Raw genomic sequence first — 26,164 nt, forward strand, 5'->3', positions numbered from 1 at the left:
TATTGTTTTTTATTATATTATTATTGTTTTGGAATATCCTTTTAGTTTTAAAAAAAATAAAAAAATAAAAAGCATTCCTCATTACAAAGAAATGCTCTTACTTTAAAATATCAAATTTACAGCTTCTTCAATAAAAAAATGCCATGTAAATTAATAAAATCCATGCTTTATGTAGTATTTTTATAGAACCATATGTTGGAGTATCTTTCTATATCGTTTTCGTTTCAAATTTCACTCATAGTCTGTCTATGGAAGTACCTACGGCATATCTGACAACGATAAACATGGAAAAGGTGTAACCCCCCCACCCTTAACCTCATCAGGAGAACGCTTGGACAGCCATGTAAGGCATGTTCCAATTCTACCTGAAGTTTATCACCAACGTTATCCTTCATCGATATTAGAAAAGTTGGTCTCATTGGAAGTTGAAAAGAAAAAGCTAATCCAGCAGAAGAAGGATACGGAGTATGAACTCAATTAACGACGACTTTATGCTTACTTGTGATAGGGTTCACCGTATCATCTATAGAGCGAAGCCAAATGCTCGTACTCCAAAGGCTTGGTGGAGCTTCACCTATTTCTTTTCTTCAGTCATAACTCCATAATTCTTCAACAGTCCTCTTTTGGTTTGATCCCGACTTACATGAGATACGGTTCAAACAACCTTAACGTAAAAAGCCCCCTAAGAAGATGTCTCATTCTTCAAAGAGGCGCACTGGTATATCTCTATTTAGAATATAAGAAATGGCTGTAATCAATATCCTCAAAAACATTAACTATTAGTTTTGAAATTTCCCTAGAGTTTGTCGAAGAAGCATTATAGTCTGCATCCTCAAGAAATGACTCACTTAAATCAGTTCTGATTACTTTTAAGAATGCATCCCTCGCTTCATCATGATGAAGTATTTCTTCTAGTATCTGCTCATTTGTCATGGGAAACGGAATTCAAGGTCAACGCGTCATTATTATGGGCGGTACTTCCGGTATGGGCGTCGCATCAGCACAGATGCTTTCAGCAGGAGGAGCCGAGGTCGTCATTACAGGGCGGGACAGCGCCAAGCTTGAAGAAGCACTTCGGCAGCTCGGAGGCAACGCTTCGGGCGAGTGTCTCGATGCGAGCTCCCCGGAAGCGGTCAAAACATTCTACGAACGCCAAGGCGCATTCGATCATCTCATTATATCCGTGTCCGGTGCCAAGGGAGCTGGGAATTTCCGTGAGCTCACACTGGATGATCTGCGCGGCGGCTTCGAGGCCAAATTCTGGCCGCAGCTCACGGCAGCCCAACTGGGCTTGAACACGATCAGTGCGAACGGCTCCATCACGTTCATTACGGCCATCTCCGCCCGTAGCGTTTCGCCGGGGACTTCCGGCCTAGCCGCCATCAACGCAGCGCTGGAAGCGATGGTGCCCATTCTTGCGCTCGAGCTTTCGCCGCTGCGTGTCAATGCCGTTTCACCAGGAGTCGTCAACACAGCCTGGTGGAATTGGCTGCCGGTTGAGCAGCGCGAGGCAGCGTTTAGCGGTTATGCCGAAAATACACCGGTCGGTCGGGTAGGCGCACCCGATGATATTGCCAAGGCCATCGCCTATCTGGTCGACAATACCTTTGTAACCGGAACGGTTCTCGAAGTGGACGGCGGCCTGCGGCTGAAATAAATCGATCTGTCTGAATGCAGCCGAACCGAATCTTCCGCATATGCCGGCGTACATGCGCTGAGTTGAAATGCATCGCAAAGCGGGCAGTCCCATCAAGGACTGCCCGCTTTGCGTGGTTTATAAGTTCCTTGTTCCATGCGTTCATGCACTAGGCCTGCCGAGCGAGCCGCCGAAGGACTGGAAACTCATGAAGCAACTGCATCTCGCTTTTTAGCAAAATCCAAAACTCCCGTAAAGTACCCCCGCTCTAAATTTAGCCCAACTAGTGGTACGGTTCTAAATTGAGTTGTTAAAATATGACCTATTATTGGGTTGAATTCATGAGTTCATAGAAATACTTTGATTCATGGGTTTTATACAGACTATACCATGCATCTAAAGCTTCAGAAGGAAATACATCCAATGCTCTCAAAATATGTACAGAAAATTCTAAAGGAGCTATACCAGATGCGGTGATCAAATTTCCATCCGTTACTACAGGCTCCGTTCTATAATACTTTTCACCTGTATACGTGGGACAAGTCATTTTGAGGTATTCCAGATCATTGCTTGTATGCGGGCGTAAATTTAGCAATCCTGTCTGGGCAAGTCGTATCGTAGCACCACAAATTGCCGCAACCAATACACCTTCTTCTAAACACTTTTCAACAACGCTAATGATTGGTCGGTGAATTGTTTCTGACCATGTATCTCCACCTGGTAAAATCAGTGTATCCGTGTTTTCGAAGCTGCACTCTTCCAGCTTGATGTCAGGAAGTATTCTCAATCCACCCATTGTCGTTACGGGAGTCATATCATTTCCCACAGTAACTATTTTTAATGGAGCCCGCCCTTTTTTAAAATATCTTCCCGAGTTCAGTTCAGCAGTTAAGTAACCAATTTCCCAGTCCGCCATTGTGTCAAATACATAGAGATATACTGTATTTTTCATTTGTAATTTCCCCTCGCTTTACAATTCATCAAGTGATACCAACCAGCGGTAATCAGTGATTATCCTCATAATAAAACAGCTTCCCTGACATCTGCAGTCAGTGAAGCTATTGTAGTTTATAATATTCCGTTAACTCCGACGCAGTAGCAACAAGCTTTTCCTTCAAGCTCTGCGGTTCGATGACTTGAATCGATTTCCCGTAAGGAATAAGAAAATTCGGAACATAGTTATGAATAAATTCTTCCTCAAGCCAAAAAATTGCTCGATTTAATGTCCGCTCTTTCAGATAATGACCCAAAAACCAATGCTGGCATAAGTCATCCAATGCATCTGACCTACCTTCGATCTTTAAAGAAATTATTCCGTCCTTGCCATCTAAATCAGGCAGCAGGTTTTGCATAAAAAATTCGCGGGGTGAAAAGGCTTCGGGACGCTTAAATTTGCTTTGTGTATGCTTGATTTCCAGAATCCGCTCTACTCGAAAGGTACGGATCTCATTTCTTAAGTGACAAAATGCAACCACATACCATGTATTGTTCCAGTAAACCAACCCATAGGGATCTATTAGCCTATTCTTGGGTTGTTCATCACGACTTGAACGATAATCAATTCCGACAGAGACTTCTTTATCTATAGCTTGCTCCAATTCCATCAATACAGGCTGAATAGACAAATATCGTCTCCCATTTATAACCTCATATCCGGCCAAATGACGATTAAGCATACTTTCCTGCTCTTGGTTCGTATACATTCTGAGCTTTGATGTCGCATTGCTTAGTGCCTCACTCAAAGGGTAGCCGGCTTCTTTGGCAAAAATCGCAGCATGAACGAGTGCCTTTTTCTCCTCCATATCAAATAGCAGAGGTGCTCTGATAAAAAGATTCAGCAGCCTATACCCGCCATTATGACCTGAGTCGGAGATAATCGGCACTCCACTGGCACATAGTGCATCGATATATCGGTATACCGTCCTAATATTTATCTCCAACTTTTCGGAAATTTGTTTTGCAGTCATTTTAGCACCTGAATTTAGCAACCATAGAATCGCCAACATATTATCGTTTTTTGGCATAACATTCTCAACTTTCAACTCTATTTTCTGCACTGCTTGCGACAGATCCACCTTGCACTTATTACATTATATAAGAATTTGGCGATCTTGAAGGGGGTAGTTTCGGGGGATTTTGTCACCCATTCAGAATAGAGAATGCCTACTCGCCTAATAAATACAATTTCGCCCTACTTATGAGACGGTTCAGCTTAACACTTGGTTTGGAAATTCGCTTTTCCTTCCAAGACTGCCTTCAGGAACTTTTTCGACTGTCTCAGCTGCTTCTGAATATCATCAATTTCTTTGATTTTCTGCTCCACCACTTTTTTCTTTTCCTCATATGATAGATGAAGTTGTTGATTGACCAGCAAACTTAACTCTTCTATTGAAAATCCCACGGATAAAAGTGCCTTCACATCATTTAGATATTCAACAATCTCTTCAGAGTATATACGATAATTATTCGCATCTCGTTTGACGAATACGTCCGGAACGAGATTTTTGCGTTCATAGAATCTCAAGGTGGATATCGGCAGATCCGTTAATTTTGACACTTCATTTATTTTTATCATAGGACCTCTCTTTATTTGTTGCTATGAACCTAAGTTCATAGTTCATAATGCGAATAGGATAACAAATGACATACGTCATGTCAAAAATTTAGGGTTATCCAGAGGAGAGATTCTATGTTCAACCATATCCACAATAACGATTTCACCAGTATCGTCAAAGGACGACGTTCCGTTCGTCATTATGATGAGAACGTTAAAATATCGAAAGAAGAGCTGAACGAAATGATTACGGAAGCCAGCCTGGCTCCGTCCTCAGCCAATCTGCAGCCTTGGCGCGTAGTCGTGGTCGACACTCCGGAAGGAAAAGAAAAGCTAAGACCACTTGTGCGGTTCAATACGTTACAAAACGACACTTCATCGGCCATGTTGATCATTTTCGGGGATACCCAAAGCTACTTAAATGCTGAAGAAATCTTTAATACAGCAGTGGAACAAGGGAAAATGCCGGCTGAAGTGCGAGACAGCCAGCTCAAAACCATCCTATCGATGTACCCGACTCTCCCTCAAGAAATAAAAGTTGAAGTTGCAAAAATCGATAGCAGCCTGTTTGCCATGCAGTTCATGCTGGTAGCTCGTGCGCATGGGTATGATACGAACCCAATGGCAGGCTTTGAAGTCGATCAGGTAGCCAAAGCGTTTGATTTGGATGAAGAACGCTATGCTCCGGTGATGATGATCTCTATAGGAAAAGCCAAGGAAGACGGGTATGAATCCGTTCGATTAAGCTCGGACAAGATTACATTCTGGCGGTAACCTCTAAAAGCACTTATAAGCTCAAACACCGGTTAGATCTGAGTCAGATAGATTGAACGTTAATAGCAGCCCCTTCCACCCGAAGGGGCTTTTGCTTTGCGAAAGCAAAAGTCCCCTCAAGATTCCCCATCGTTCTGTGCTCCCGGCAAGTCAGCAATTAAACACAAGCCTATGAATCTTCTTATTTGTATCCAATCATTACCATTATCTCAAAAGCATTCAGATCACTATATCATCTTATCTCTCAGCTAACAGTAGATTTAAGCATTGGACTAATGTTGCAATCTACTCAGCATGTCATCGTCCAACATTAACGATCATCCTAACCCATGCAGGCTCATTCTTCGCCGCTCGCACAAGGCAGTCGGCACAATTTGCAAAGGGCAGCGGCCGGAGTGGAGAGATGCGAGCTGATGGACCTGCTGTATATTTTAGAGTGCCATCCGCGTATTTAAGCACTGACGCTCGTACAATGACCCAATCCAAATCACTCCGTATTACTGCATGTTCGGCAATCGCCTTATCCTCGATCGGCTTCCAATAGATTCGGCGCATTAGGCCTACCGCCCATCGATTCACGGCAGAAAGTTCTATGGCGCGGCGGTTGGGGGCATTGCCTGAACGGGCGGTCGGTCTCAGAGTCGGCACGCTGGAGTCGATGGTCGAAGAGGTTATCGAGGCCGGTTAACTTGCGTTTTTTGGGGACAAGCAACCGGGCTGGCCCTCATCGTTGTGGCCCCCCGTACGTAATCGGGATAGCCCCGAGCGAACGTACGTAGTCGTGGTTGCTCTCGCTGGCTATGCCAATGATTTGTCTTGGCCCCCCACTCCTTCGCCAACTGTACCGCAAAAGCCCCAAGCGATCCTGCCGCCCCGTGAATCAGCACCGTATCACCCGGTCCAACACCGATGGCTTTCATGGCTCTCCTTCGCTCACTTGATCGATGATTCCCGCGAAGGACGGGGCTTTTTCTTTGTCCAGACGCAATCTCCTGCTATCTGTGTAGTCACACCTAGAAAGCCTAATCCGCATAAGCATCCTCCTATAATTTCGTCGTCACTTATGGTACGGTTCAGCGTATCACCCTAACGGCGAATTAGGCGCTTAAGATGGGACGAGGCCGGAAGCCCAAAAACATGGAGTTGTTCTCCCTACGCGAATATTTATTGGCCTGACGTGTATTTTGTTAAAGTGTCGATACTTCCCCTTAAGCGCTCTTCCAAAATCAAGCGTAGCTCATCGGGAATCCGTTCAAACTCGACCCCTTTCCCCAAGAACAAAAGCCAATCCGCATAATACGCTAGCGCCTCAACATCGGTCACATCCAATTGAACATAGAATATCCCACTCGACTGGAACATCCCTGTAAAGGACAAAATAATCCCCGGCGGGTGCAGGCGCTTAAAACGCTGAATCCCTGTCACATCAAGCCTTACAACCAAATTGGACTCACGTGCACCAAGCCGTTTTTTGTTTAAAATCTCTTGCTCAGATCGCTTCATCTTCTGCTCAGAAATGGCCGAATCACGCAGCATCTCGACAGGCAAATAACGAAACTCATCCGTATCTAGATCATAAACCTCGACCAGCCAATGAGCGTTTGAGTTAAAAATATGAATCAAAAAAACGTCCATCAACTGCGGCCACCCTGGACTCGGCTCATACGTCAAGCGCAAGTGCTTATCCCGCGCGGCAAGCGAAATCAACTGGTTCAACTCCGCAGGTGCCGCATCATCAAGTTCCAACAGATTTGGATTGCCAGGATTTGTATTTTCAAAAAGTAAAATATTATTTAGCTCGATCAGCTCGTCGTGCTGGGTTTGCGACGCGATGCCGATGAGTTTTTCGGTGATGGAGCGGCGATTTTGCAAATAAGGCAGCTGAGAATTTTTCGAAGCGATAAAGCTGATAAATATCGCTTTCAGCTCTTCTGGCGTGAAACGGACGGCGGATAGATACTGATTTTGCAGGACATTGTAGCCGCCGCCGCGCCCAATCTCAGTCGTCAGCGGAAAACCCATCGCCTGGATCTCGTTAATGTCGCGGATCGCCGTCGCACGAGAAATCTTGAACTCCCGCTGAATCTCGGCAATCGTAAAATGCGCGCGGTTATTGATGAAGCGCATGATCAGGTTCACACGTTCTGTCTTTTTCATGATTTTATTGTATCAAAAATGTAGCGTTCGTACTGATTTTTATTCTGTTTTTGCATTACTTTTTGATATTCGATAAAAGGGTATCGTTTTTTGATACATTTGGGGAATAGTATCAATCTTGTAAAAATAAATCCGCTAAGGAGAGATTAAAATGTCTAACTACTCCATCCAAACCATCACAGAAAACTACAAAATGACTGCTTTCGGTGTTACACTTGAAGACTACAACGATTGGGCAGGTAATGCTGCAAAAACTGCAGCGAAAAAAGCTGAAATCACTGAAAACGGCAAGCTTGCCGAACTTCTCGCGCTCGCTGACGGGCAGGAATATCAAATCAACTACATCATCGACAGCAAAGCTTGGCGCGGCTTCGGCGTGAGGGGTGCATACGACGTGGAAGGTACGGTCGTCCTCGACTTCCTCGCTGGGGACTACATCGTTGTGCCTGGCACAGGCGCTGAGAAAGACCGCCTTGCCGACGAAATAACAGGCAAAGCGTTCGGTGGCCTGCTGCAAGAAATCACAGACTACAAATACGTTGGTCCTGGTAACTCAACATTCGTCAAAGCAGCAGAGGATGGTACATTCTACGGCGAAATGTGGCTTCGTGCAACAAAAGTAGCAGGCTAAACTCAGTCAAAGGAGCACGCCCATGGCAAATTACACAGTTGAACATAAAAAATCATTTACATTGACCGCTTATGGTTTTTCAATTCAATCCAATTTCCAAAACGCGCCGGCTTTGCAGAAGGAAAAAGCAGAATTTTGGGGAAGACTCCTGGCTGACGGGCGTTTTGATAAGCTCAAAGCGGCCGCAAAAGATGATCGCGAATGGTCAGTCAACGAGGTTTATCAAGGCAAACCGTGGAATTATTTCGCAGTAGAAGCTAGCAAATCGGTGGCTGACGCAACACGCATCATCGAGTTCCCAGAGAGCGAGTACATCGTGCTCGCAGGAAGCGGCGACAAGGAAACTTTATTTGATCAATTGACTTACCGTGCTTTTGGGGAAGTCTTGGCACAAATCACTGACTATGCATACATCGGCGGTCCAAATGCGACTTATCGCAAAGAAAACGGTGACGGCACTTTCTACGGCGAATTTTGGGTTCCTGTGATTAAAAAATAGTAGGGTAGGCGGGGGAGTAATCCCCCCGGCCTCCTTTGTCTTCTTTCATCGCATACTTCTGGTCCTATAACAGAAAGAATCCGCCGCACGCGAGAAGACTCACCCTACCCGACGGCTCGATCGATCTTATGATCGTACAACACGTATCTATAATCGATATGACTCCGAGACGACACTAGCAGCTTCCGTGATTAGCGGGCCTCACATCGATTATTACATTGCCTCGCAGAAGCCCATTTACGCACCGTTCCGACCGAAGTGTGACCTACCCTGCTCCTATGGTCTGTAAGCTGTAAATACTGGCTCCTGTGAGTTTTCCTCAAAAAAACTTGCCGCTACTTGTGATATGGTTCGGCTTAACGGGGCTATCGGCGAAAAATGCTAAAGGAGTTCCTTTCCGCTGTTCTTCATAAATGGTCAACAGCGGTTCGTACATATGTACCTCCAATTCCGTTCCGTCAAAAAGTAGGCGGAGTAGCAACCGCTATTAGCAGCGTTTCGCCATCCCAGATATTCTTATAACTATGGGGAATTCTGGCATCATAATAGATGCTGTCCCCTTCTTCGAGTGTATAACGTTCATTGCCCAGCATAAACTCCAAACGCCCGGAGTGGACAAATAGAAATTCCTCGCCATCGCTATGGCCGACGCCGATGTCGCCATAAGCCGCCCCTTCTTCCAACACTCCCCATATCGGTCCCATTCGGTTATTGCTTCCTTGACTGAGCGCGTACCAGGTAATACGGGAACCTTCGGAATGTACCAAAGATTTGCGTTCGTTTTTTCTAACGACAATGCTTCGTTTCTCCTCGCCGAACAAATCGGTAAAATTCACGTTTAATGCATTTGCTACGCGCTTCAGAACACTGATGGACGGATTCGCCTTATCGCGTTCAATTTCACTGAGAAAAGATAAGGATACAGAGGCCGCTTGAGCTACCTTCTTGAGCGTTAATTTCTGTTTCTTTCGCGTGCTTCGAATGGCTTCGCCGATCGAATTCATGTGCAGGCCTCCTAGATTTCGATATATTTTCGCTATCAGCGAAATTTATTACTTTATAATAGGCGTAAACATGAGCAATATCAAGCCCTTTCACTAGAGCGAAATTACGGTGTAAAAACGTTGATTTAGCACCATTATTGGGCTACCATTTAATCAAGGTTGGTGAACAAATCTTACCCAGGTTTCTTGGCGATCGTTCATTTCAACAGAATCATTTTCATTTACAGCGAAATTCTCCTGGATAATGAGAAACGAATCACATTGATTCAATGGCTTCTTTATCCGGATCAAAGAGATAAGTTAGAAGGACGAAAGGAGTTAAAAGAATGACTGCTAAAATTCCCGAGGTCTATCGAGTCGGTGATGTTACCGTGACACGTGTCACGGAGATGATGCTGGACGGTATTCCGCCAGAAGTATATTTTCCGGGATCGTGGAACCCCCTGTTCCTGGAGGAGAATCGGAACTCTCTTCCGGCCGGCCTGATCGATGGCAATTCTCAGCTTATTGTCAGCATTGGAACGTGGGTGGTGAAAACTCCGAAGCATACGATCCTAATCGATACGGCTACAGGAAACGATAAAAACCTGCCTTTAAATCCCGATCTCGCCAATCTCCAGCTCCCCTATCTTCAGCGGCTGAAGGAGGCAGGGGTTACACCGGAGGAAGTGGACTACGTTCTGCTGACGCATCTGCATGTGGACCATGTCGGCTGGAATACAAAGCTTGTGGACGGAAAATGGGTACCGACCTTCCCCAATGCCAAATACGTATTTCCCCTCGCAGAACAGCAATATTACTCCAGCGAGGCCAGTCACAACAAAGCAAACGAAGCAAATTTTAACGTTTACGAAGAAAGCGTATTGCCTGTTGTTGAAGCCGGATTAACGCAGACCATTGGCCCTGAGGGCGGAGAATTTCTTGATATATTCACATTCATTCCGACACCCGGCCACAGCATCGGCCAAATGTCCATCCGTCTCAAATCTGGCGGGGAAGAAGCTTTATTCGGCGCCGATGTGATGCACCATCCGTTTCAGGTCTTTAATCCGGAATGGAATTCCATGTACTGCGAATTTACCGATCAAGCGCGTATTACACGGCTTAGGGTGCTGGAGCTCATAGCGGATCGCCCAGTCATTTATTTCAGTACGCATTTCCCCGGAAGCGCGGCGGGGTACGTGACTCGCAGCGAGGGCAAGTATAAGTGGAACTTTATTTAATACAACCTGACAACAAAATCCAATACGAAAGGCGCTGAGCTTATGACAACCCGTGATTTTCTTAAAGATAACCATATCGTGACCGAAGACTTGCGTATCCCGAGCGATACGCCCGGAATCGAGCTTTATGTACGAAATAAACGTCCCGCTTCCATGAATACCTTCTCAAACGAAAAAACAATCGTAATGGTTCATGGCGCTACCTATTCAATTGGCAGTCTGTACGATGTGGAGCTGGAAGGCTTCACTTTTCTGGACTATCTTGCCGGCCATGGCTATGACGTATACGCCGTGGACGTTCGCGGCTACGGCGGCTCGACAAGACCGCCTGAGATGGAGCAGCCTGCCGACCTTAATCCGCCGCTTGTCCGCACGGAGACAGGGGTCCGGGATTTTGGTACAGCCGTGGACTACGTTCTGAAACGCCGGAATTTAACGAAGGTCAACATACTGGGAATGTCTTGGGGGGGAACGGTTGCGGGAGCTTATACCAGCCAAAACAACGAGAAAGTAAACAAGCTTACGCTTGTTGCACCGCAATGGCTAAGCTCCAAACCGGTTCCGATCGATACCGGAGGCCCACTCGGTTCATATCGCCTTGTTGCTGCCGGCAGCACGAAGGAACGCTGGCTCAGCGCGGCGCCAGAACATAAACGCGGTGATCTGATTCCGGACGGTTGGTTTGAACAATGGGTCAAAGCCACTCTTGCTTCGGATCCGGGGAGCTTAACCGATCATCCTGAGCATATCCGGGCGACCAACGGCCCTATTCTGGATATCCGCGAATACTGGACGGCTGGCAAAGCTTTCTATAATCCTAAGGATATCACGGTTCCTGTCCTTCTTGTCCATGCCGAGTGGGATATCGATGTCCCTCTTGAATTGGCCCAGAATTTCTTCACTTCCCTGACAGGGGCCGCTTATCGCCGCTGGGTGGAAATCGGTGAAGGGACGCACATGGTATTACTGGAGAAAAACAGACTTCAGGCTTTTCAAGCCATCCGCGGTTTTTTGGATGAAGCATACGTGCCGGCGAAGTAAAGCTGCCACTGCACGAGCGGATCTTTAAGATTATATTGCTTGCCTAATGAGAGGCCCGGGCATTGTCGCCTCGGGCCTTTTTCTTCACCCATTTATCAAAGAGACGGAGAGGAATTAAGTACGATGAGCCATACCGCTATTACAACAACAAAAGCACCCGCAGCTATCGGTCCTTACTCGCAGGCCATCGCTTTAGGAAATGCCGTCTATACGTCGGGCATGCTTCCGATTGATGCTGAAGGAAATCTGAAAGAAGGCATCGTTGACCAAACCCATCAAATATTAAAGAACCTGCAAGCCGTCTTAGCTGAAGCTGGATTATCTTTCGGAGACGTTGTAAAAACATCCGTTTTCATGACGGAGCTAGAGCAATTTCAGCAGATGAATGAAGTGTACAGCCAATATTTCAGCGATCACCACCCTGCCAGAACAACCGTAGAGGTGTCTAAACTTCCAAGAGACGCCAAGATTGAAATAGAGCTTATTGCAGTCAAACGCATTTAAATCCGCTCCATTATCCCTATTTCTGTGAAAGAAGGCGCATCTGCTTGCGAACTTATTTGCTTCTCTTGTTCTGCGCAGCCCTTTACGGGAGCAACTTCGTCTTAGGCTCGCTGCTGCTGGAAGCATTTCCTGCCTTGCATCTGTCAGCATACCGGCTGATGGTTTCATCGGCGTTCCTGCTTATTTATTTGGTTGTAACCCGTGGCTTGACGAAGATTACGTTCCGCGACTCCGTTTATTTGGTCCCCTTCGTTCTAATCGGGATGCTGCTTCACCAAGTTTCTTTCTTTACGGGTCTCCGGACAACGGACGCAACCACGGCTTCGCTCATCTTATCGTTAGCTCCAATTTTCACGGCGCTGTTTGCCCGCTTATTTTTGAAAGAGCCGTTAACGATACGCATGGCTGCAGGCTCAATTGTCGCCCTCGCCGGTGTCTTCTTCGTGGTTGGAACTGGCGGAAGCATGGGCACAGCCATTACCGAAGGCGTCTGGATCATGTTTATCTGTATGCTGGCATTGTCGGGATCGATGATCCTCATGAAAAAGCTGACAGAACGTATGGATGCGCTTGTCGCAACGGTGTATACCACCGTGCTCGGCTGCATCTCGGTATACCCGGTGGCGGCCTGGAGTGAGCCTCACGTACAGGTACAGCCTCAATTCTGGTGGTGGGTTCTCTTGGTCGGATCGGCGCTGCTTATTCAGGGCTTATGCGCGGTTATCTGGAATGCGCAGATCCGCAAGGTGGGGGCGGCTAAAGCCTCCCTGTTTCTGAATTTACAACCGTTTGTCGCCATGATTTTAGGTTATATCACGCTAGGCACCCCGATTTCCTTAACGCAAGTGGCAGGATCTGTCCTCATCATTTCCGGCGTAGTTCTAGCCACTGTGCAGGGACAGAGAACAAGGAAAACACAAGACGATAAACTGAAATTATCCCCTACCGAGGGGTAAGACTACACAGTAATCGAGGCCACAAGAAAAGGATTGAGGACTTACGACAAGCCAAAGGGAGCCCTTTATATCATGGCTCCCTTTGGCTTTTATAATGGAAAAGACAGCACTGCAAAATTTAGGGTAGCGTTCAGAGAGTATATTGATAACTCCCTTGGCAGCCTCTGTTTCAATCAGAGGGTTTTAATTTAAAGCAACTTAATCAGCTCTTCTAGCTCATCAACTAATACTTTTGCAAGTTCAAAATCAGTATCTTTTAAAGCCAGTTCTATTTTCATTTCAACTGCTTTTTTGTTTTGTTCCGCCTCTAAATAGTTTTTATCAAAATGACTAGCATAAATCATTTGTTTGAATTTTTTCATTTTCATTTTTCTAATCGTCTTATCGTCAATGATTAATACATAATCCATACCATTTACAACAGAATAGAAATCATGAGATATCATGAGAATCGCACCTTTATAATCTTCAATGGCTTTTTCCAGCGCGATTTGTGTATAGGTGTCTAAATGGCTTGTCGGTTCGTCAAGAAGCAATACGTTTGCTTTACTAGCAGAAACTTTAGCCAATTGAAGTATATTCTTTTCTCCACCAGATAAAGATGCTATCTTCTGATTAACGATTTCTCCTTCAAAACCATAGTGTGAAATATACGATCTAACCTCATCATAAGTACTAAACCCTGCATCGATGAATTCTTCTAATATTGTATTAGAATCCTTTAACACTTCTCCTTGAAGCTGAGATAGATAAGCCACTTTAGCATCCGCATTTATTTCAATGGAATCATGATTATTGTTAAAGATATCTCGGAGTAAAGTCGTTTTTCCGGTACCGTTTGGACCGATAATGGCTACTTTATCCATAGATTTTATCTCAAAGCTAACATTGTCTAACAGCAGCTCATCAAAGGCAACACTATAATTACTGACATTTACAACAATGGTGTCCTCAATCTCCTGATCCATATCAAAACGAATATTCGGTTGCTTAATTTCTACAAATGGCGCTTTAATTCTACGTGCTTCCAATCTTTCTTGAAACCTAACTCTAGCTTTTAATGCTCTCCCTCTAGATGCATCTGCAATATTCGTTGCGATTTCTCTGAGGTTATCTATGATGTTATCGTATCTCTCAATTTCTTCTTGTTCAGCGACTGCGATTTCTTGCAACTCTATTTTTGTCTGAAGTAATGAGAAATTATAATCAATATATCGCCCATCAAACTCTTGGATCTCCATGTTTTCAAGGTGAATAATTTTGTTAAAACAATGATTCAATAGATATCGGTTGTGCGTAACAACCAGCAGTATGCCTTTATGAGCATTAATAAGTTTTTTAAGCGCATTTAGGTTTTCGAAATCTAAAAATACATCGGGCTCATCCATGATCATCAAGTCGGGACTATGAAGCATCTCCTTCATCACTTGAATAAGTTTGAATTCTCCACCACTCAGTTCGGATACCCTAACATCTTTTAGCTTCATAAGGTTTGCTAGATTTAGTTTCTTATTAATGTTGCTTTCAAAATTATCGCCGCCGATGGCATCAAACGCGTCTAAAGCTAATTGGTACTTTTCGAGTAACGGCTCAATATCCGGTGATGTTTCCATTTCAGTACAAAGAGATTCTATTTCATTTTGTATCTTAATAAATTCTTCTCCGATATATTCAAAAACGGTTGTTTCTTTCGTTCTGTCTAGTTGAGAGAACTGACTTACATACCCAATTGTGCAGGTTGGATCTATCTCTAACTTGCCCTCGAACAAATATCTTTCTGGATCCATAAGTATATCGATCAGTGTACTTTTACCACTGCCACTTGTTCCTATAAAAGCGCAATGCTGTGCTTCTTCTAACGTAAATGAAATGTTTTTATATAGTTCTTTTTGTGGAAATGAGAAGGATAAGTTTTCAACTTTTATCATAGTATTACCTTTCTTTATATCTAAAATAGTGGTTATCATTAGATGTTTTGCAGAACATAGGTTTAAGTTTACCGTTGCTAGAATAACACCGTTTACAACTAACTTCAAACCATTTATATCCCCTCTGATTCCGGAATTACCCTTCGTTCCATACCTACCGGAATAGGTCCATCCTAATTCAGTGAAACAGGAATTCCATACAAGTATCCCTTTTAACCGTTCTAGTCAAACCATCCGGCCACTTAAACACCTGTCAGTAACTCATAAAACTGTATAAACGCATCTTCAAATTGAGTGCTATAAGTTGGGTCTTGCATCCCTACATAAAATATTGCAGCAATCAATTGTTCATAGGTAACCCCGATTAGTCTTGGAAATTCCAAAATTTCATCGAACATTAACCATTGCCAATCAACCCGAATAACAACAGACGGTTCATCTCAGCCATCTTTTCTTTATAGTTTCCTGATTTTGCCCAAGATAATTGAATGGTTCCTATCGCGTTTAACAATTCAAGAACAGTCTCCAGAGAAACTGAAGAGTGAATAGCTCCTTCCTTTTTCGCAAGTTCAATAAGCTCCTGAAGCATTCGAATTCGAATTTCATTCGTATTTTCACTATAAAGACTTGATAACACTTGATCCTTTACGGCACCAGGCGAACCAAGCAATTGATAGTCCTGATCGGCGCAAATATCCATTACTTGAATGATTTTATCCTTGAAATCGATGTCTTGGTTCATGATCTCTTCGGCCATATGAAGGGTATTTTGCATCAAAACGTTCGCACATTCCTTTACAACCCCTTCTTTGCTTTCGAAGTAGTTATACAGCGATACAGATGATACGCCGGACTCAGCGGCAATATCCTTTATGCTGACATGGATGAAACCTTTTTCTTTAAAGAGCTTTAATGCCGCATTAATAACAGCCGTCTTCTTTTTCTGAGTTCTTATTTCGAATTTATTCACTACACATTCCTCCGTCTTGCATCCCATATTGCTATCAATATAGCACAATTCAAAATGTTTTTAAATTTGATGGATATAAATTAAAAAAATATTGACGAATCATTTGACCGAGGATACAATCAAATAGAATATTTTTAAATAATAAGCCATGATATTTAAAAACTTTTTCGTGAAAACAACCAAAATGGAGGAATAATATGAGAATACTGGTCTACGGAGCAGGGGTATTGGGAAGTTATTTAGCTCACGAGTTAGTGCGCGGGAACAACGAAGTCACAATGTTAGCCAGAGGGCGGCGGGCGGATGAGTTACAGCAGAACGGTAATGTGATCCGCCATTACTTACAGCTCCGAACAACGGTCGATAAAGTAAATGTGATTCGTGAATTACAGCCGGAGGATGTTTATGATCTTATCTTCGTCGTGATGAAATATCCGGATTTCGAGGCAGTCCTTCCTGCCCTTGCAGCGAATCAAAGCAAACATATTGTTATTATGGGCAATAATGCAAGTCCCATTGAAATGCGGCATTATTTGCAATCCAATAGCCCCGTAGAGAAAAAGGTTGCCTTTGCTTTTCAGTCGTTTGCCGGATGGAGAGAGAACGGTCGGGTAAATTGCTTGCGCGGTCCAAAGGTGAGCTTGGTTTTCGGCGGCTTGGGAGAGCAACTAAATTGGCGATCGGTCATTGACCAAGCTTTAAAGAACACAAGGTATAATACGATCACCTTTACAAATATGGATGAATGGCTGAAAAGCCACTTCGTTATGATCTTGCCTTTGAATCGCATTGCCGTTTCATATAATGGGAATCTGCGCAAAGCGGCCAGGGACAAAATCCTGCTTAACTACGTCATTGACGCAATAGATGAAGGCCATCAAGTGTTGATAAAAAATGGTTACTCAATTACGCCTGCGAATCAACAACAGTTAGTCCGAAAATATCGCAAGGTGGTTTTTACCGTGCTGAAAATTTTATTAGCAACCCCAATCGGCAGAACCACGCTAAGCGATAAGGCGGTGTCTGCCAACGAAATGAATGCGTTGTACCAAGCCTTTTCCGACTTAAAAAACAGAGTGAACGAGGTCACGCCAAATTGGGACAAGCTTTACAATTACACCCCTATGCAATAATGGAAATAATCTTGTCAAACTTGAAAGTGGCATTTTCTCGGACGAGTTACAGTTTCACAGACGATTGACAAACAGCCAAATTTACACTTTACACCTCAGTCATTAAGTGGTAGTATCATTTCTATAGTTCCATAAATATAGAAATGATGGTTGAAAGGAGAATTTAATGGCTGATGTCGATCACGATCTGGTGCAAGCTGTCAAAGTATACAAGGCTCTAGGTGAGCCTACACGACTAAAAATTGCCTTAATGCTAATAAAGCAAAAGAATCAATGCGTTACCGCGATCGGTGAACAGCTTGGACACGTAGCCGGTTCAACGTTATCCCATCATCTCAAGCAGCTGACGGAATCGGGTTTAATCCAGTCGCAAAAGAACGGTTCGTTTATTCACTACAGTGTTGATCAAGAAGTGGCAATGAAGTTTGCGCCATTTTTACTGGCGTAAATTTTTTTAAGCAGCATTTCTATATCTTTAGAATTATAGAAAAGATAAAGGGGGAAACCATTTTGGAAAATCGCGTGCCATTGGAACTTGGAATCTCTACATTTCTTCACACCAACCCCAAAGGAGGGGGCGTTCTGCCAGGTGAACGACTGCGACAAGCGATGGAAGAAATTCAGCTGGCTGATCAGGTCGGTCTTGATGTCTATGCGATCGGTGAACATCATCGCATGGACTACACAAGCTCATCGCCGGCAATTATTTTAGCTTCGGCTGCAGCTACTACAAACCATATTCGGCTGTCCAGTGCCGTTACGGTATTATCTTCGTCGGATCCAGTCCGTGTTTATCAGGATTTCGCCACTCTGGATAATTTAACAAATGGGCGGGCCGAGATCATGGCCGGACGCGGTTCTTTTGTCGAATCTTTTCCGCTCTTCGGATATAACCTGCAAAATTATGAGGAATTATTCGATGAGAAATTGGAGCTTTTACTCAAAATACGATCTTCTGAGAACGTAACATGGAGTGGCAAGCACCGTGCACCGCTGCACAATATGGGCGTGTACCCGCGAGCGCAACAAATCCCGCTTCCAGTATGGATTGCTACTGGCGGCAGTCCGGGGTCGGCCATTCGTGCCGGTCAGCTTGGTCTTCCTGTCATTTTCTCCATTATAGGCGGTATGCCGGAGCGTTTCGCTCCCTTAGTGCAGTTATATCTTAAAGCAGCCCAACAAGCAGGGCACGATCCTAATCAATTGCAAATCGCCTGTCATTCGCATGGTTTTATTGCCAACTCGTTTGAAGCAGCCAAAGAAAAGTATTATCCCATTATGGCCGAACAAATGAATCAAATTGGAAGGGAACGCGGTTGGGCGACTTATTCACGAAGTGTATATGAAGAAGCACTGAGCCCTCGCGGCGCTCTTTATGTTGGAGATCCAGAATATGTAGCAGAAAAGATCGTGCGTGTAACCAAACAACTGGGCTTGACTCGTTTTCTTTTGTACGTTGACTTTAGTACGCTTCCACATCGTGATTTGTTAAGAACGATCGAACGATTTGGAACGGAGGTCGCCCCCCTTGTCCGCAAGGAGCTAGCTAGGCATTAAAGAAAGTAAGATGCTAAGAAATTTTAATCCTTCAGCGTTATCGTTTCTATATATTTAGATATATAGAAATAGAAAGGGGAACAATCAATTGATTAAATCGTGGAAAGTTTATATTTTAGCGATTATAAGTTTTTTAGTGGGAACTTCGGAATTTGTAATTGCCGGGATATTGGATCTGGTTTCCAAAGATGTAGGCGTAACCATTGCTGCTGCCGGCCAACTCATTTCGGTTTATTCCATATCTTACGCGGTGGGTACTCCAATTCTCATTGCGGCTACCTCTAAACTAAGCCGGAGAACACTTATGCTGGCTGCTTTGGCGCTCTTTTTTATAGGGAATTTAATTACGGTGGTCTCGACGGGCTATCCAATGCTTGTTGGTGCGAGAGTGATCTTAGCTCTTAGTACAGGTGTCTTTACCGTGGTTGCCTTAACTGTTTCTGCTCAAATTGCCGGACCTGGAAAACAAGGCACCGCCATAGCAACTATCATGATGGGATTTAATCTATCGCTTATTTTAGGCGTTCCTGTGGGAAGAGTCATTGCCAGCACCTACGACTGGAAAATGATTTTTTATGGAATCGGCCTTCTTAGTTTTATCGCGATGCTGGTCATTTTAATGGCGTTGCCAAAGTCGCAAGGAGAGGCAAATGTGCCTCTTAAAGAACAACTCGCCCTGTTGAAAAGGCCACAGCTATTATTAACCTTGTCGATTAGCTTCTTTTGGATGGTCGGTTATACGATCATTTACACGTTTATTACACCATTTCTGATGAACATTTCGGGTATGAGCAATGGGATGGTGAGCATCGCGCTATTTTCATTCGGTATAGCAAGTTTGTTGGGCGCCCAGGCTGGAGGTTATGGTGCAGATAAATTAGGTATTCCGCGTACGCTGAATGGAAGCTTAATGATCCACGCTGCTATTTTGATCCTTATGTCCATCTTTGCCCATACATCTATAGCTGTCTTTCCGTTGCTGCTGTTATGGTCGTTTTTTGCTTGGTCTACGGGTCCCATTCAACAAGTTTATATGATTAGCTTGGCACCAAACGCAGCGGGAATCCTTCTGAGCTTGAATACATCCTTCATCCAGTTGGGAATTGCTGTCGGAGCTGCCATTGGCGGTATTGTGGTGGAAAGCTTCTCCTTACAGTCAATCGGCGTGGCTGGCGCAATTGGTGTTGCAATCGCACTCCTTCCGGCTATATTATCGTTCTCGATGCGAAGTCAGTCTGCTAATGGCATACAATCCGTCACAAGCAAAGAATGAAACCATGCGTAAAATTACAAGAACAAGCAGCGGTATGCCGCTGCTTGTTCTTGTTTTCTATTTCCATTTCCACTTCCTCCATCCAATGGACGCTTTGTAGAGCAAACGACTTCCCGTCTGTTGCGAAAACCAAATTGCATAGCTTTCTAGCGGTTCGCTTGAGCGTATTGAATTGAGAGCCGAATGTCACTTATAACCGCAACCAGGCAGACCGGATACAAGAGTACGAATAACATCGACTCTAGCCTTATGTTCTGCTCCGATCTCAAAATGCACCTGAACTTCGCCCTACTTATGATACGGTTCAGCTTAACGTGCATAACGGCGAAAATACGAAAGGAGCTTGCCGCGGCAGCTCCTTTGGGTCGTGTAGAACCCTTTATCTTCTCTGATTATTTAATGACTACAAATGAGATCCCCCTGTCGCATCAAGCAATTGGGCTGTGACGAAACGGCCATCCCGGGATGCAAGAAACGCGACAACATCGGCAATATCGGAGGGTTCTCCCATTCGTCCAAGAGCAACCATGTCGGCAGGGAGTTTTTGCGCTTCTGGGGAATCAAGAAAGTCCGCATTCATGTCGGTTCTAACCATGCCGGGTAAAACTGCATTTACCGTGATCCCTCGAGAACCAAGCAGTTTTGCAAGATGAAGAGTGAAGGTATTGATTGCTCCTTTTGTTAAGCTATAGGCCATAATAGACGGGTAGGCAACCCTTGTAACACCCGAAGAAATATTGATTATACGCCCTTCATCGCGCAATCGAGAGAGCGACTGTTGAACTAAAAAGAATGGCGCCTTGACGTTAACTGCAAATATTTCATCGTAGGCTATTTCTGTCGTTTCTTCAAACGATTCTGGTATACCGATACCCGCATTGTTGACAAGTATGTCATAGTGAATATCACTGGTTCGATCCTTGAGTTCCTCATCAAGCAATTGAACGAGTTGAATAACTCCGGCAACCGAGCCCAGGTTGGCACCGATTGGGAATGCTTCGCCTCCATTCGCTATTATAGTCTCCACCACATCCCTTGCGGCATCCTGCTTACTTCCATAATGAACCGCAACCATTGCACCTTCTCTTGCTAGTCGTAATGAGATTTCTCGACCGATCCCCCTACTTCCCCCTGTCACCAGCGCAACTTTTCCCTTTAGTCGATTCATTTTTATTCTCCTCTCCAATCGATAACCAACAACGCGCTGCGATGTCTCCTTTGTGGCGCATGTTGCAAATGCTCCATATTCCAATCAACAGGTAGTGCGGTCCAAGTTTTTCCGCCATCCAAGGACCTAAAAAGTCCTCGATTATTCAATGCATAAAAAGTGTCGGTATCACACGGGTCCTCTGCTATATTTGAAATCATTGTCCCTTTCGCAACGGGCAAGCCCTGTTCAACCCTTTTCCACGGCTGATTTTTTTCTTTACGATAAATATAAGATTCGGCAACGGAAGGGTCTAAAGCATTTCTTGCAGCAGCAGAGGCGGAAACAAGCATCATATCCGGATCAACTTTACTGACTACCATGCTAAACATATATCGATGTTCTAATCCATCGCTAAAGGGTATCCATGTCTCACCACCATCGTAACTCACTAACACACTCCTTCCTGGTTGATCTACACCGTCGCTGCACGCTGCATAGATACGATTGGGTGCCTTTGGATGAGTTAATACTGTATGAGCGTCTAAAGGATTCCCCTCTTTTGTATCCAGCCAGTGCTCGCCCCCATTTCGAGTTTTAATCGTTGCTCCTGCTTCGATGGAAGCGTATATATGTCCATTGGACGGATCCTCCGCAATCATGCGAACATTATGGGTTTGGGGATGTGGAGGAAACGACCAGTTCGAATAAGAGGGTAATGCTTTGATTTCTTCCCATTCCATCCAAGTTTGGCCGCCATCGATGGAATAAAATAAGGCACTTCGCTCTGTTCCTACATAGACCCTTCCATGATTTCCGTCTTTTCTGATCGAGCTAACGAAAACCGAAGTGAAGATCGTTTCCGAGATGTCTTCTCCAATCCTTCTCCAACTGCCACCCCCGTCATCGCTCATCCATAGACCATATCCATCTGTTCCACAATAAAGGCGGTTTGCCATAAAAGGATCGACAGCGATACATACAGGATTTAAAACCAGTGGGTGAGTCTGGGCCTCGTACTTCGTAGTTAATTCATCCACAACTATTAGTTCCTCTGACATGCATAAAAAAAATCGTTTCATCTCGTTCTCTCCTTACGAAAAGTTATGTTTGTCATCGTTTTCTAGTTAGGTTAAACTACAGATACAGATCTTAATTATATTGACTATGATCAGTATTTTTATGTCGATGTTGATTATGATCAGTAAATCATAAAAAGTCAAGGAGATTTTGTATGAGCAGTTCAGATTTCCCTTTCCCAGCAAACTCTGCTTCCGCAGCCTTTGTGCTGCAAACCCTAATTAAGACAACACACCAAGTTCATCGTGATTTCGAAAGACGGTTATCGACTTTGGGATTACCCTCCTACTTAACTGGACCACGTTTGCGCGTACTTTTGGATGTTTCTCAATTTGGGAACATTCGAATGAGTGATTTGGCAAAAAATCTGGGCGTTGAAGCTCGGGTCATGACACAGTATGTAGATACCTTAGAAGGACAAAATTTGCTTATGCGGATGCCGGATCCCAATGACCGTCGGGCAACGTTGGTGAAGTTGACGGATGAAGCACTCCCAATCATCGAGAAAGCACGACTTATCATGGAACAAGCTGCAGAAGAAATATTTGAAGGAATATCGATTGACTCACGTAAGCAACTGATACAACATCTGAATCAGCTTACTCAAAATAGGAATAGATAATGCGAGGCTCTGTTATTCCTCACATCACACGCTCATCATCAATTCCGCGCCACGGCCCGCAACATGATTATTCGCCCTACTTGTGGTACGGCTCTCCAAGCTGTCTGTAACGGCAAGTTAAATGAATGCAAAATAGAGAGAACCCCAGAATGAGGTTCTCTCTGAAATTATTTTTTCCTTTCCCGCTTGATATATGCAAGTCTTATTTCATGATTACAGGTATCCAAATTTCGCTACGGAATGTGGGGGAGGAAAAATCCTTGCTCTCATTCCAAACCATCTCCGGCCCTCTAGCCAGCTCGTAACTCGCTGAGGGGAACCACTCTGAATAAATCCGTCCCCAGATATTCTGCAACGTTTCCGGGAAAGGACCGACTGCTTCGAATATAGCCCAGGTCGCTTCCGAAACCTCCAATTCCGTAAACTGCTCGGGACATTCCTTACTGGTAGCAACGCCGATATAGTGATCGACTGTTCCCTTCTCCTCCATACGCCCCTCCGAGAAATTCACAGAGGCTTGAACTATTCCCCGTGGTTCTATATCCGAGAGTGTCTTCAGCTGCGCAATGTCCTCCGGCGTTAAGCTTCTCGCCATGGACTCAATTTCCGAATTCACACCATGAAACTGGATGGGTACCTTTCTCGTGATGCCCACGATTCGGAAAGGGCCCTTCTCTACAATACGGTAATTCATAGCGCTTCCTCCCTGAATGGTTAATTGGAAGGTCATTGGTGGATAGGCTTTTAACGATGCGGAATGAGATTTTACCGAAGAAGGCGTGAATCCGTGCAAGCCTTGAAAGGCTCTAGAAAACGCGTCTGCAGAGCCATAGCCGTATTTCACCGCCATATCAAGGATTCGCACATTACCGGCTTGAAGTTCAAATGCCGCAAGCGTTAAGCGTCTTCGGCGGATATATTCCGATAACGTAATGCCTGCAAGGAACGAGAACATTCTTGAAAAATGGTATTCGGAACAGCAAGCAAGCCTAGCTGCTTCCTTCAAATCCATGTCCCCGGCAAGGTTTTCCTCAATATATTGTAAAGCCCTATTCAGAGTTGCAAGCCCATCCATATGAATGACCTCCCTTCAGGTACAGAATAGCAGAATTAAAAAGTATCCATCCGACATCTCATGCACACTTTTGTAGGGTTACATAAAAAAACTTGCCGTCACTTATGGTAGGGCTCGGCGTAACACTCTAACGGCGAATTTTTGCAATATACGGGCTATTCCTCAATAAATTATACCAGTCCATAGTGAATTCAATAAGTATGCAGTAAAAAGACACTGAGATATTATTCATCAGTGTCTTCTTTGGCCTTTTTCTACCGTCACCATGAGCGTTGCCGTTTAAAGCTGCTTTATGATGCCTTCCAGCTCGTCGGCCAAGCCTTTTGCCGTTTCAAAATCCGTATTCTTCAAAGCTAATTCGATCTGCATTTCGACGGCCTTTTTCTTTTGTTCGTTTTCCAAATAGTCTTTATCAAAATGACTCGCGTAGATCATCTGTCTGAATTTGCGCATACTCATTTTTCTAATCGTCTTGTCGTCAATGATTAGCACATAATCCATGCCGTTTACGACTGAATAGAAATCGTGGGAAATCATCAAAATCGCGCCTTTGTAGTCTTCGATGGCTTTCTCCAGTGCAATCTGCGCATAGAGGTCCAAATGGCTGGTCGGTTCGTCAAGCAGCAGCAGGTCGGCTTGACTACCAGCGACTTTAGCCAGTTGAAGCATGTTTTTTTCTCCACCGGATAATGATTGGATCTTCTGATCCAGGATTTCGTCTTCAAAGCCGTAATTCGCAAGATACGCTCTAATCTCGTCATACGTTTTGAATCCTGCGTCGATGAATTCATTAAGAATCGTATTCGAGTCTTTTAGCGTTTCGTCTTGAAGCTGTGATAAATAAGCCACTTTCACATCTGCATTGATTTCGATGGAGTCATCGTTGTTTTTGAAGATTTCGCGGAGCAAAGTCGTTTTCCCTGTGCCGTTCGGGCCGATGATCGCGACTTTATCTGTAGATTGGATCTCGAAATTAACGTTGTGCAGAAGCAACTCGTCGAAGGCGACGCTGTAATTAGCAACCTTTATAACAGTGGCGTCTTCCCCTTCAAGGTCCAGATCAAAACGAATATTCGGCTGATTGATCTCGACAAACGGCGCTTTGATTCGGCGTGCTTCCAATCTTTCCTGAAACTTAACTCTGGCTTTTAACGCCCTTCCTCTAGACGCGTCTGCAACATTCGTTGCGATCTCTCTAAGATTATCGATGATGTGATCGTATCGCTCGATTTCTTCGGCTTCGGCGATCGCGATTTCTTGCAGCTCGATCTTGGTCTGAAGCAGCGAGAAGTTATAATCGATATACCGCCCATCAAACTCCTGGATCTCCATGTTTTCGAGGTGGATGATTTTATTGAAGCAATGATTCAACAGATAGCGGTTGTGCGTAACGACCAGCAGCATGCCTTTATGGGAATTGATCAATTTTTTGAGCGCATTGAGGTTTTCAAAATCCAAAAACACGTCCGGTTCGTCCATGATCATTAAGTCCGGGCTGCCGAGCATTTCCTTCATAACTTGAATCAGCTTGAATTCCCCGCCGCTCAAGGAAGATACTCTGGCGTCTTTCAGCTTCATCAGATTGGCGAGATTCAGCTGCTTATTAATCGTGCTTTCGAAATCATCCCCGCCTATGGCATCGAGTTCGTCCAACGCCGATTGATACTTTTCCATCAGCGAATCCATATCCGACGTGGTTTCCATCTCAGCATAAATCGCGGTGAGTTCGTCCTGGATCTTGATAAAGTCTTTCCCGATATATTCAAAAACGGTCATTTCTTTCGTTTTGTCCACCTGCGAGAACTGACTGACGTACCCGATTCTACAATCCGGGTCGATCTCCAGCTTGCCCTCGAACAAATGTCTTTCCGGGTCCAACAGCATCTCAATCAGTGTACTTTTCCCGCTGCCGCTCGTGCCGATAAAGGCGCAGTGTTGGCCTTCTTCGAGCGTGAAGGAAATGTTTTGATAGAGTTCTTTTTGCGGGAAAGAGAAGGATAGGTTATCTATTTTAATCATGGTGTTACCTTTCTGAATCGCCATAACGGCGGGTATTGTGGGGTGCGCGGCAGCGTGTAAACTTAAGGTTGCCGATTTTCAGATTAACACTGTTTGGTGGGGAGTACAATTGATTTGTAGGTTTTACTCTTGCTTTGGAATTTCCTTCGCTAACTATTAGAGCTGAATTTGCTAAAGCCTCAAGGCTCCGAGTTTTTACTTGTGATATGGTTCACCGCGCTGTCTGTAACGGCAAGTTTTTTAGGGCCATCCTTTGCGAAATGGCCCTTTCTTTGATATCGATTTGTTCGACTATCGTTCGCCGTTAGCAGTGAAAGGATGCTACCATAAGAGCAACTCAATACTCCGGAAAGAGAGATCATCTGTAGAAAATTTCGCCCT

Annotated in this window: 26 protein-coding genes and 1 pseudogene; 14 read left to right on the plus strand and 13 right to left on the minus strand. The window is 44.5% G+C overall.

The features are described 5' to 3' along the window. Positions 1-931 precede the first annotated feature (931 nt). Positions 932-1,657, plus strand: coding sequence for an SDR family oxidoreductase (locus E6W40_RS20440; protein ID WP_136607462.1), 726 nt, complete (start codon positions 932-934; stop codon positions 1,655-1,657). 304 nt (positions 1,658-1,961) lie between these two features. On the opposite strand, the gene E6W40_RS20445 is transcribed toward E6W40_RS20440, so the two are convergent. The 3 genes from E6W40_RS20445 to E6W40_RS20455 all read right to left on the minus strand — a co-directional run bounded on the left by E6W40_RS20445 (position 1,962) and on the right by E6W40_RS20455 (position 4,211). Next, the gene (locus E6W40_RS20445) at positions 1,962-2,588 is read right to left on the minus strand and encodes a type 1 glutamine amidotransferase family protein (RefSeq protein ID WP_136607463.1); all 627 of its coding nucleotides are present in this window, start codon (positions 2,586-2,588) and stop codon (positions 1,962-1,964) included. Positions 2,589-2,694: 106 nt separating this feature from the next. After that, complete coding sequence (locus tag E6W40_RS20450) at positions 2,695-3,660, minus strand: helix-turn-helix transcriptional regulator (RefSeq protein ID WP_136608171.1); 966 nt, start codon at positions 3,658-3,660, stop codon at positions 2,695-2,697. Positions 3,661-3,848: 188 nt separating this feature from the next. Beyond that, positions 3,849-4,211, minus strand: a complete 363-nt coding sequence (locus tag E6W40_RS20455) for a helix-turn-helix domain-containing protein (RefSeq protein WP_246073121.1) — start codon at positions 4,209-4,211, stop codon at positions 3,849-3,851. A 114-nt stretch (positions 4,212-4,325) separates the two neighbouring features. Here E6W40_RS20455 and E6W40_RS20460 point away from each other — a divergent pair, with 114 nt between their 5' ends. Then, on the plus strand, positions 4,326-4,964 hold the full coding sequence (locus tag E6W40_RS20460; protein ID WP_136607464.1) for a nitroreductase family protein: 639 nt from the start codon (positions 4,326-4,328) through the stop codon (positions 4,962-4,964). A gap of 297 nt (positions 4,965-5,261) precedes the next feature. Here the strand turns inward: E6W40_RS20460 and E6W40_RS20465 are convergent, their stop codons facing one another. The 3 genes and pseudogenes from E6W40_RS20465 to E6W40_RS20475 all read right to left on the minus strand — a co-directional run bounded on the left by E6W40_RS20465 (position 5,262) and on the right by E6W40_RS20475 (position 7,121). Then, the gene (locus E6W40_RS20465; RefSeq protein WP_136607465.1) at positions 5,262-5,519 is read right to left on the minus strand and encodes an NAD(P)-dependent oxidoreductase; all 258 of its coding nucleotides are present in this window, start codon (positions 5,517-5,519) and stop codon (positions 5,262-5,264) included. 187 nt (positions 5,520-5,706) lie between these two features. Further along, a pseudogene (locus E6W40_RS30150) lies at positions 5,707-5,887 on the minus strand (NADP-dependent oxidoreductase); the annotation flags it as partial. Between the two features lie 241 nt (positions 5,888-6,128). Then, positions 6,129-7,121, minus strand: coding sequence for a helix-turn-helix transcriptional regulator (locus E6W40_RS20475; RefSeq protein WP_246073122.1), 993 nt, complete (start codon positions 7,119-7,121; stop codon positions 6,129-6,131). 151 nt (positions 7,122-7,272) lie between these two features. On the opposite strand from E6W40_RS20475, the gene E6W40_RS20480 reads away from it, so the two are divergent. The 3 genes from E6W40_RS20480 to E6W40_RS30530 are packed head-to-tail and all read left to right on the plus strand — an operon-like array spanning position 7,273 to position 8,430. Beyond that, positions 7,273-7,752, plus strand: a complete 480-nt coding sequence (locus E6W40_RS20480; protein WP_136607466.1) for a hypothetical protein — start codon at positions 7,273-7,275, stop codon at positions 7,750-7,752. 22 nt (positions 7,753-7,774) lie between these two features. Further along, positions 7,775-8,251, plus strand: coding sequence for a GyrI-like domain-containing protein (locus E6W40_RS20485; protein WP_136607467.1), 477 nt, complete (start codon positions 7,775-7,777; stop codon positions 8,249-8,251). A gap of 35 nt (positions 8,252-8,286) precedes the next feature. Then, the gene (locus E6W40_RS30530) at positions 8,287-8,430 is read left to right on the plus strand and encodes a hypothetical protein (RefSeq protein WP_425464950.1); all 144 of its coding nucleotides are present in this window, start codon (positions 8,287-8,289) and stop codon (positions 8,428-8,430) included. Positions 8,431-8,709: 279 nt separating this feature from the next. Here the strand turns inward: E6W40_RS30530 and E6W40_RS20490 are convergent, their stop codons facing one another. Further along, positions 8,710-9,255, minus strand: a complete 546-nt coding sequence (locus E6W40_RS20490) for a helix-turn-helix domain-containing protein (protein WP_136607468.1) — start codon at positions 9,253-9,255, stop codon at positions 8,710-8,712. A 326-nt stretch (positions 9,256-9,581) separates the two neighbouring features. On the opposite strand from E6W40_RS20490, the gene E6W40_RS20495 reads away from it, so the two are divergent. The 4 genes from E6W40_RS20495 (at position 9,582) to E6W40_RS20510 (ending at position 12,979) form a co-directional block, all read left to right on the plus strand. Beyond that, positions 9,582-10,478 carry an MBL fold metallo-hydrolase gene (locus tag E6W40_RS20495; RefSeq protein WP_136607469.1) on the plus strand — a complete coding sequence of 299 codons (897 nt, stop codon included), beginning with the start codon at positions 9,582-9,584 and terminating at the stop codon, positions 10,476-10,478. A gap of 42 nt (positions 10,479-10,520) precedes the next feature. Then, positions 10,521-11,519 (plus strand): alpha/beta hydrolase, encoded by a 999-nt coding sequence (locus tag E6W40_RS20500; protein WP_136607470.1) that lies wholly within the window; start codon positions 10,521-10,523, stop codon positions 11,517-11,519. A 123-nt stretch (positions 11,520-11,642) separates the two neighbouring features. Further along, on the plus strand, positions 11,643-12,023 hold the full coding sequence (locus tag E6W40_RS20505) for a RidA family protein (protein WP_136607471.1): 381 nt from the start codon (positions 11,643-11,645) through the stop codon (positions 12,021-12,023). Between the two features lie 44 nt (positions 12,024-12,067). Then, entirely contained in the window at positions 12,068-12,979 is a 912-nt protein-coding gene (locus E6W40_RS20510) for a DMT family transporter (RefSeq protein ID WP_136607472.1), read from the plus strand. Between the two features lie 188 nt (positions 12,980-13,167). Here the strand turns inward: E6W40_RS20510 and E6W40_RS20515 are convergent, their stop codons facing one another. Both E6W40_RS20515 and E6W40_RS20520 read right to left on the minus strand, forming a co-directional pair. Then, a complete protein-coding gene (locus tag E6W40_RS20515; RefSeq protein ID WP_136608174.1) occupies positions 13,168-14,907 on the minus strand; it encodes an ABC-F family ATP-binding cassette domain-containing protein in 1,740 nt (579 codons plus the stop codon). A 397-nt stretch (positions 14,908-15,304) separates the two neighbouring features. Then, positions 15,305-15,877 carry a TetR/AcrR family transcriptional regulator gene (locus tag E6W40_RS20520; RefSeq protein ID WP_136607473.1) on the minus strand — a complete coding sequence of 191 codons (573 nt, stop codon included), beginning with the start codon at positions 15,875-15,877 and terminating at the stop codon, positions 15,305-15,307. 197 nt (positions 15,878-16,074) lie between these two features. Here E6W40_RS20520 and E6W40_RS20525 point away from each other — a divergent pair, with 197 nt between their 5' ends. The 4 genes from E6W40_RS20525 to E6W40_RS20540 all read left to right on the plus strand — a co-directional run bounded on the left by E6W40_RS20525 (position 16,075) and on the right by E6W40_RS20540 (position 19,840). Beyond that, positions 16,075-17,010: a ketopantoate reductase family protein gene (locus E6W40_RS20525; RefSeq protein ID WP_136607474.1), complete on the plus strand. Its 936-nt coding sequence runs from the start codon at positions 16,075-16,077 to the stop codon at positions 17,008-17,010. Between the two features lie 166 nt (positions 17,011-17,176). Then, a complete protein-coding gene (locus E6W40_RS20530) occupies positions 17,177-17,458 on the plus strand; it encodes an ArsR/SmtB family transcription factor (protein ID WP_136607475.1) in 282 nt (93 codons plus the stop codon). A gap of 59 nt (positions 17,459-17,517) precedes the next feature. Beyond that, positions 17,518-18,567 (plus strand): LLM class flavin-dependent oxidoreductase, encoded by a 1,050-nt coding sequence (locus tag E6W40_RS20535; RefSeq protein WP_425464955.1) that lies wholly within the window; start codon positions 17,518-17,520, stop codon positions 18,565-18,567. Positions 18,568-18,655: 88 nt separating this feature from the next. Further along, positions 18,656-19,840: an MFS transporter gene (locus tag E6W40_RS20540; RefSeq protein ID WP_136607476.1), complete on the plus strand. Its 1,185-nt coding sequence runs from the start codon at positions 18,656-18,658 to the stop codon at positions 19,838-19,840. Between the two features lie 403 nt (positions 19,841-20,243). Here E6W40_RS20540 and E6W40_RS20545 read toward each other — a convergent pair whose 3' ends face one another. Next, on the minus strand, positions 20,244-21,008 hold the full coding sequence (locus E6W40_RS20545) for an SDR family oxidoreductase (protein ID WP_136607477.1): 765 nt from the start codon (positions 21,006-21,008) through the stop codon (positions 20,244-20,246). Positions 21,009-21,010: 2 nt separating this feature from the next. Then, positions 21,011-22,069 (minus strand): WD40/YVTN/BNR-like repeat-containing protein, encoded by a 1,059-nt coding sequence (locus tag E6W40_RS20550; RefSeq protein ID WP_136607478.1) that lies wholly within the window; start codon positions 22,067-22,069, stop codon positions 21,011-21,013. A gap of 152 nt (positions 22,070-22,221) precedes the next feature. Here E6W40_RS20550 and E6W40_RS20555 point away from each other — a divergent pair, with 152 nt between their 5' ends. Next, on the plus strand, positions 22,222-22,689 hold the full coding sequence (locus tag E6W40_RS20555) for a MarR family winged helix-turn-helix transcriptional regulator (RefSeq protein WP_136607479.1): 468 nt from the start codon (positions 22,222-22,224) through the stop codon (positions 22,687-22,689). A 202-nt stretch (positions 22,690-22,891) separates the two neighbouring features. Here E6W40_RS20555 and E6W40_RS20560 read toward each other — a convergent pair whose 3' ends face one another. Together E6W40_RS20560 and E6W40_RS20565 are read right to left on the minus strand one after the other, a co-directional pair. Further along, a complete protein-coding gene (locus E6W40_RS20560) occupies positions 22,892-23,764 on the minus strand; it encodes an AraC family transcriptional regulator (RefSeq protein ID WP_136607480.1) in 873 nt (290 codons plus the stop codon). A gap of 279 nt (positions 23,765-24,043) precedes the next feature. Next, positions 24,044-25,783 carry an ABC-F family ATP-binding cassette domain-containing protein gene (locus E6W40_RS20565; RefSeq protein WP_136607481.1) on the minus strand — a complete coding sequence of 580 codons (1,740 nt, stop codon included), beginning with the start codon at positions 25,781-25,783 and terminating at the stop codon, positions 24,044-24,046. Positions 25,784-26,164: the final 381 nt, after the last annotated feature.

Source organism: Paenibacillus dokdonensis (assembly GCF_004916975.1).
GTDB classification, from domain to species: domain Bacteria; phylum Bacillota; class Bacilli; order Paenibacillales; family Paenibacillaceae; genus Paenibacillus_AQ; species Paenibacillus_AQ dokdonensis.

Coding starts and splice junctions, on each gene's coding strand:
- E6W40_RS20440 (WP_136607462.1), top strand. CDS start 932: ATGGGAAACGGAATTCAAGGTCAACGCGTCATTATTATGGGCGGTACT.
- E6W40_RS20445 (WP_136607463.1), bottom strand. CDS start 2,588: ATGAAAAATACAGTATATCTCTATGTATTTGACACAATGGCGGACTGG.
- E6W40_RS20450 (WP_136608171.1), bottom strand. CDS start 3,660: ATGCCAAAAAACGATAATATGTTGGCGATTCTATGGTTGCTAAATTCA.
- E6W40_RS20455 (WP_246073121.1), bottom strand. CDS start 4,211: ATGATAAAAATAAATGAAGTGTCAAAATTAACGGATCTGCCGATATCC.
- E6W40_RS20460 (WP_136607464.1), top strand. CDS start 4,326: ATGTTCAACCATATCCACAATAACGATTTCACCAGTATCGTCAAAGGA.
- E6W40_RS20465 (WP_136607465.1), bottom strand. CDS start 5,519: ATGCGCCGAATCTATTGGAAGCCGATCGAGGATAAGGCGATTGCCGAA.
- E6W40_RS20475 (WP_246073122.1), bottom strand. CDS start 7,121: ATGAAAAAGACAGAACGTGTGAACCTGATCATGCGCTTCATCAATAAC.
- E6W40_RS20480 (WP_136607466.1), top strand. CDS start 7,273: ATGTCTAACTACTCCATCCAAACCATCACAGAAAACTACAAAATGACT.
- E6W40_RS20485 (WP_136607467.1), top strand. CDS start 7,775: ATGGCAAATTACACAGTTGAACATAAAAAATCATTTACATTGACCGCT.
- E6W40_RS20490 (WP_136607468.1), bottom strand. CDS start 9,255: ATGAATTCGATCGGCGAAGCCATTCGAAGCACGCGAAAGAAACAGAAA.
- E6W40_RS20495 (WP_136607469.1), top strand. CDS start 9,582: ATGACTGCTAAAATTCCCGAGGTCTATCGAGTCGGTGATGTTACCGTG.
- E6W40_RS20500 (WP_136607470.1), top strand. CDS start 10,521: ATGACAACCCGTGATTTTCTTAAAGATAACCATATCGTGACCGAAGAC.
- E6W40_RS20505 (WP_136607471.1), top strand. CDS start 11,643: ATGAGCCATACCGCTATTACAACAACAAAAGCACCCGCAGCTATCGGT.
- E6W40_RS20515 (WP_136608174.1), bottom strand. CDS start 14,907: ATGATAAAAGTTGAAAACTTATCCTTCTCATTTCCACAAAAAGAACTA.
- E6W40_RS20525 (WP_136607474.1), top strand. CDS start 16,075: ATGAGAATACTGGTCTACGGAGCAGGGGTATTGGGAAGTTATTTAGCT.
- E6W40_RS20530 (WP_136607475.1), top strand. CDS start 17,177: ATGGCTGATGTCGATCACGATCTGGTGCAAGCTGTCAAAGTATACAAG.
- E6W40_RS20545 (WP_136607477.1), bottom strand. CDS start 21,008: ATGAATCGACTAAAGGGAAAAGTTGCGCTGGTGACAGGGGGAAGTAGG.
- E6W40_RS20550 (WP_136607478.1), bottom strand. CDS start 22,069: ATGAAACGATTTTTTTTATGCATGTCAGAGGAACTAATAGTTGTGGAT.
- E6W40_RS20555 (WP_136607479.1), top strand. CDS start 22,222: ATGAGCAGTTCAGATTTCCCTTTCCCAGCAAACTCTGCTTCCGCAGCC.
- E6W40_RS20560 (WP_136607480.1), bottom strand. CDS start 23,764: ATGGATGGGCTTGCAACTCTGAATAGGGCTTTACAATATATTGAGGAA.
- E6W40_RS20565 (WP_136607481.1), bottom strand. CDS start 25,783: ATGATTAAAATAGATAACCTATCCTTCTCTTTCCCGCAAAAAGAACTC.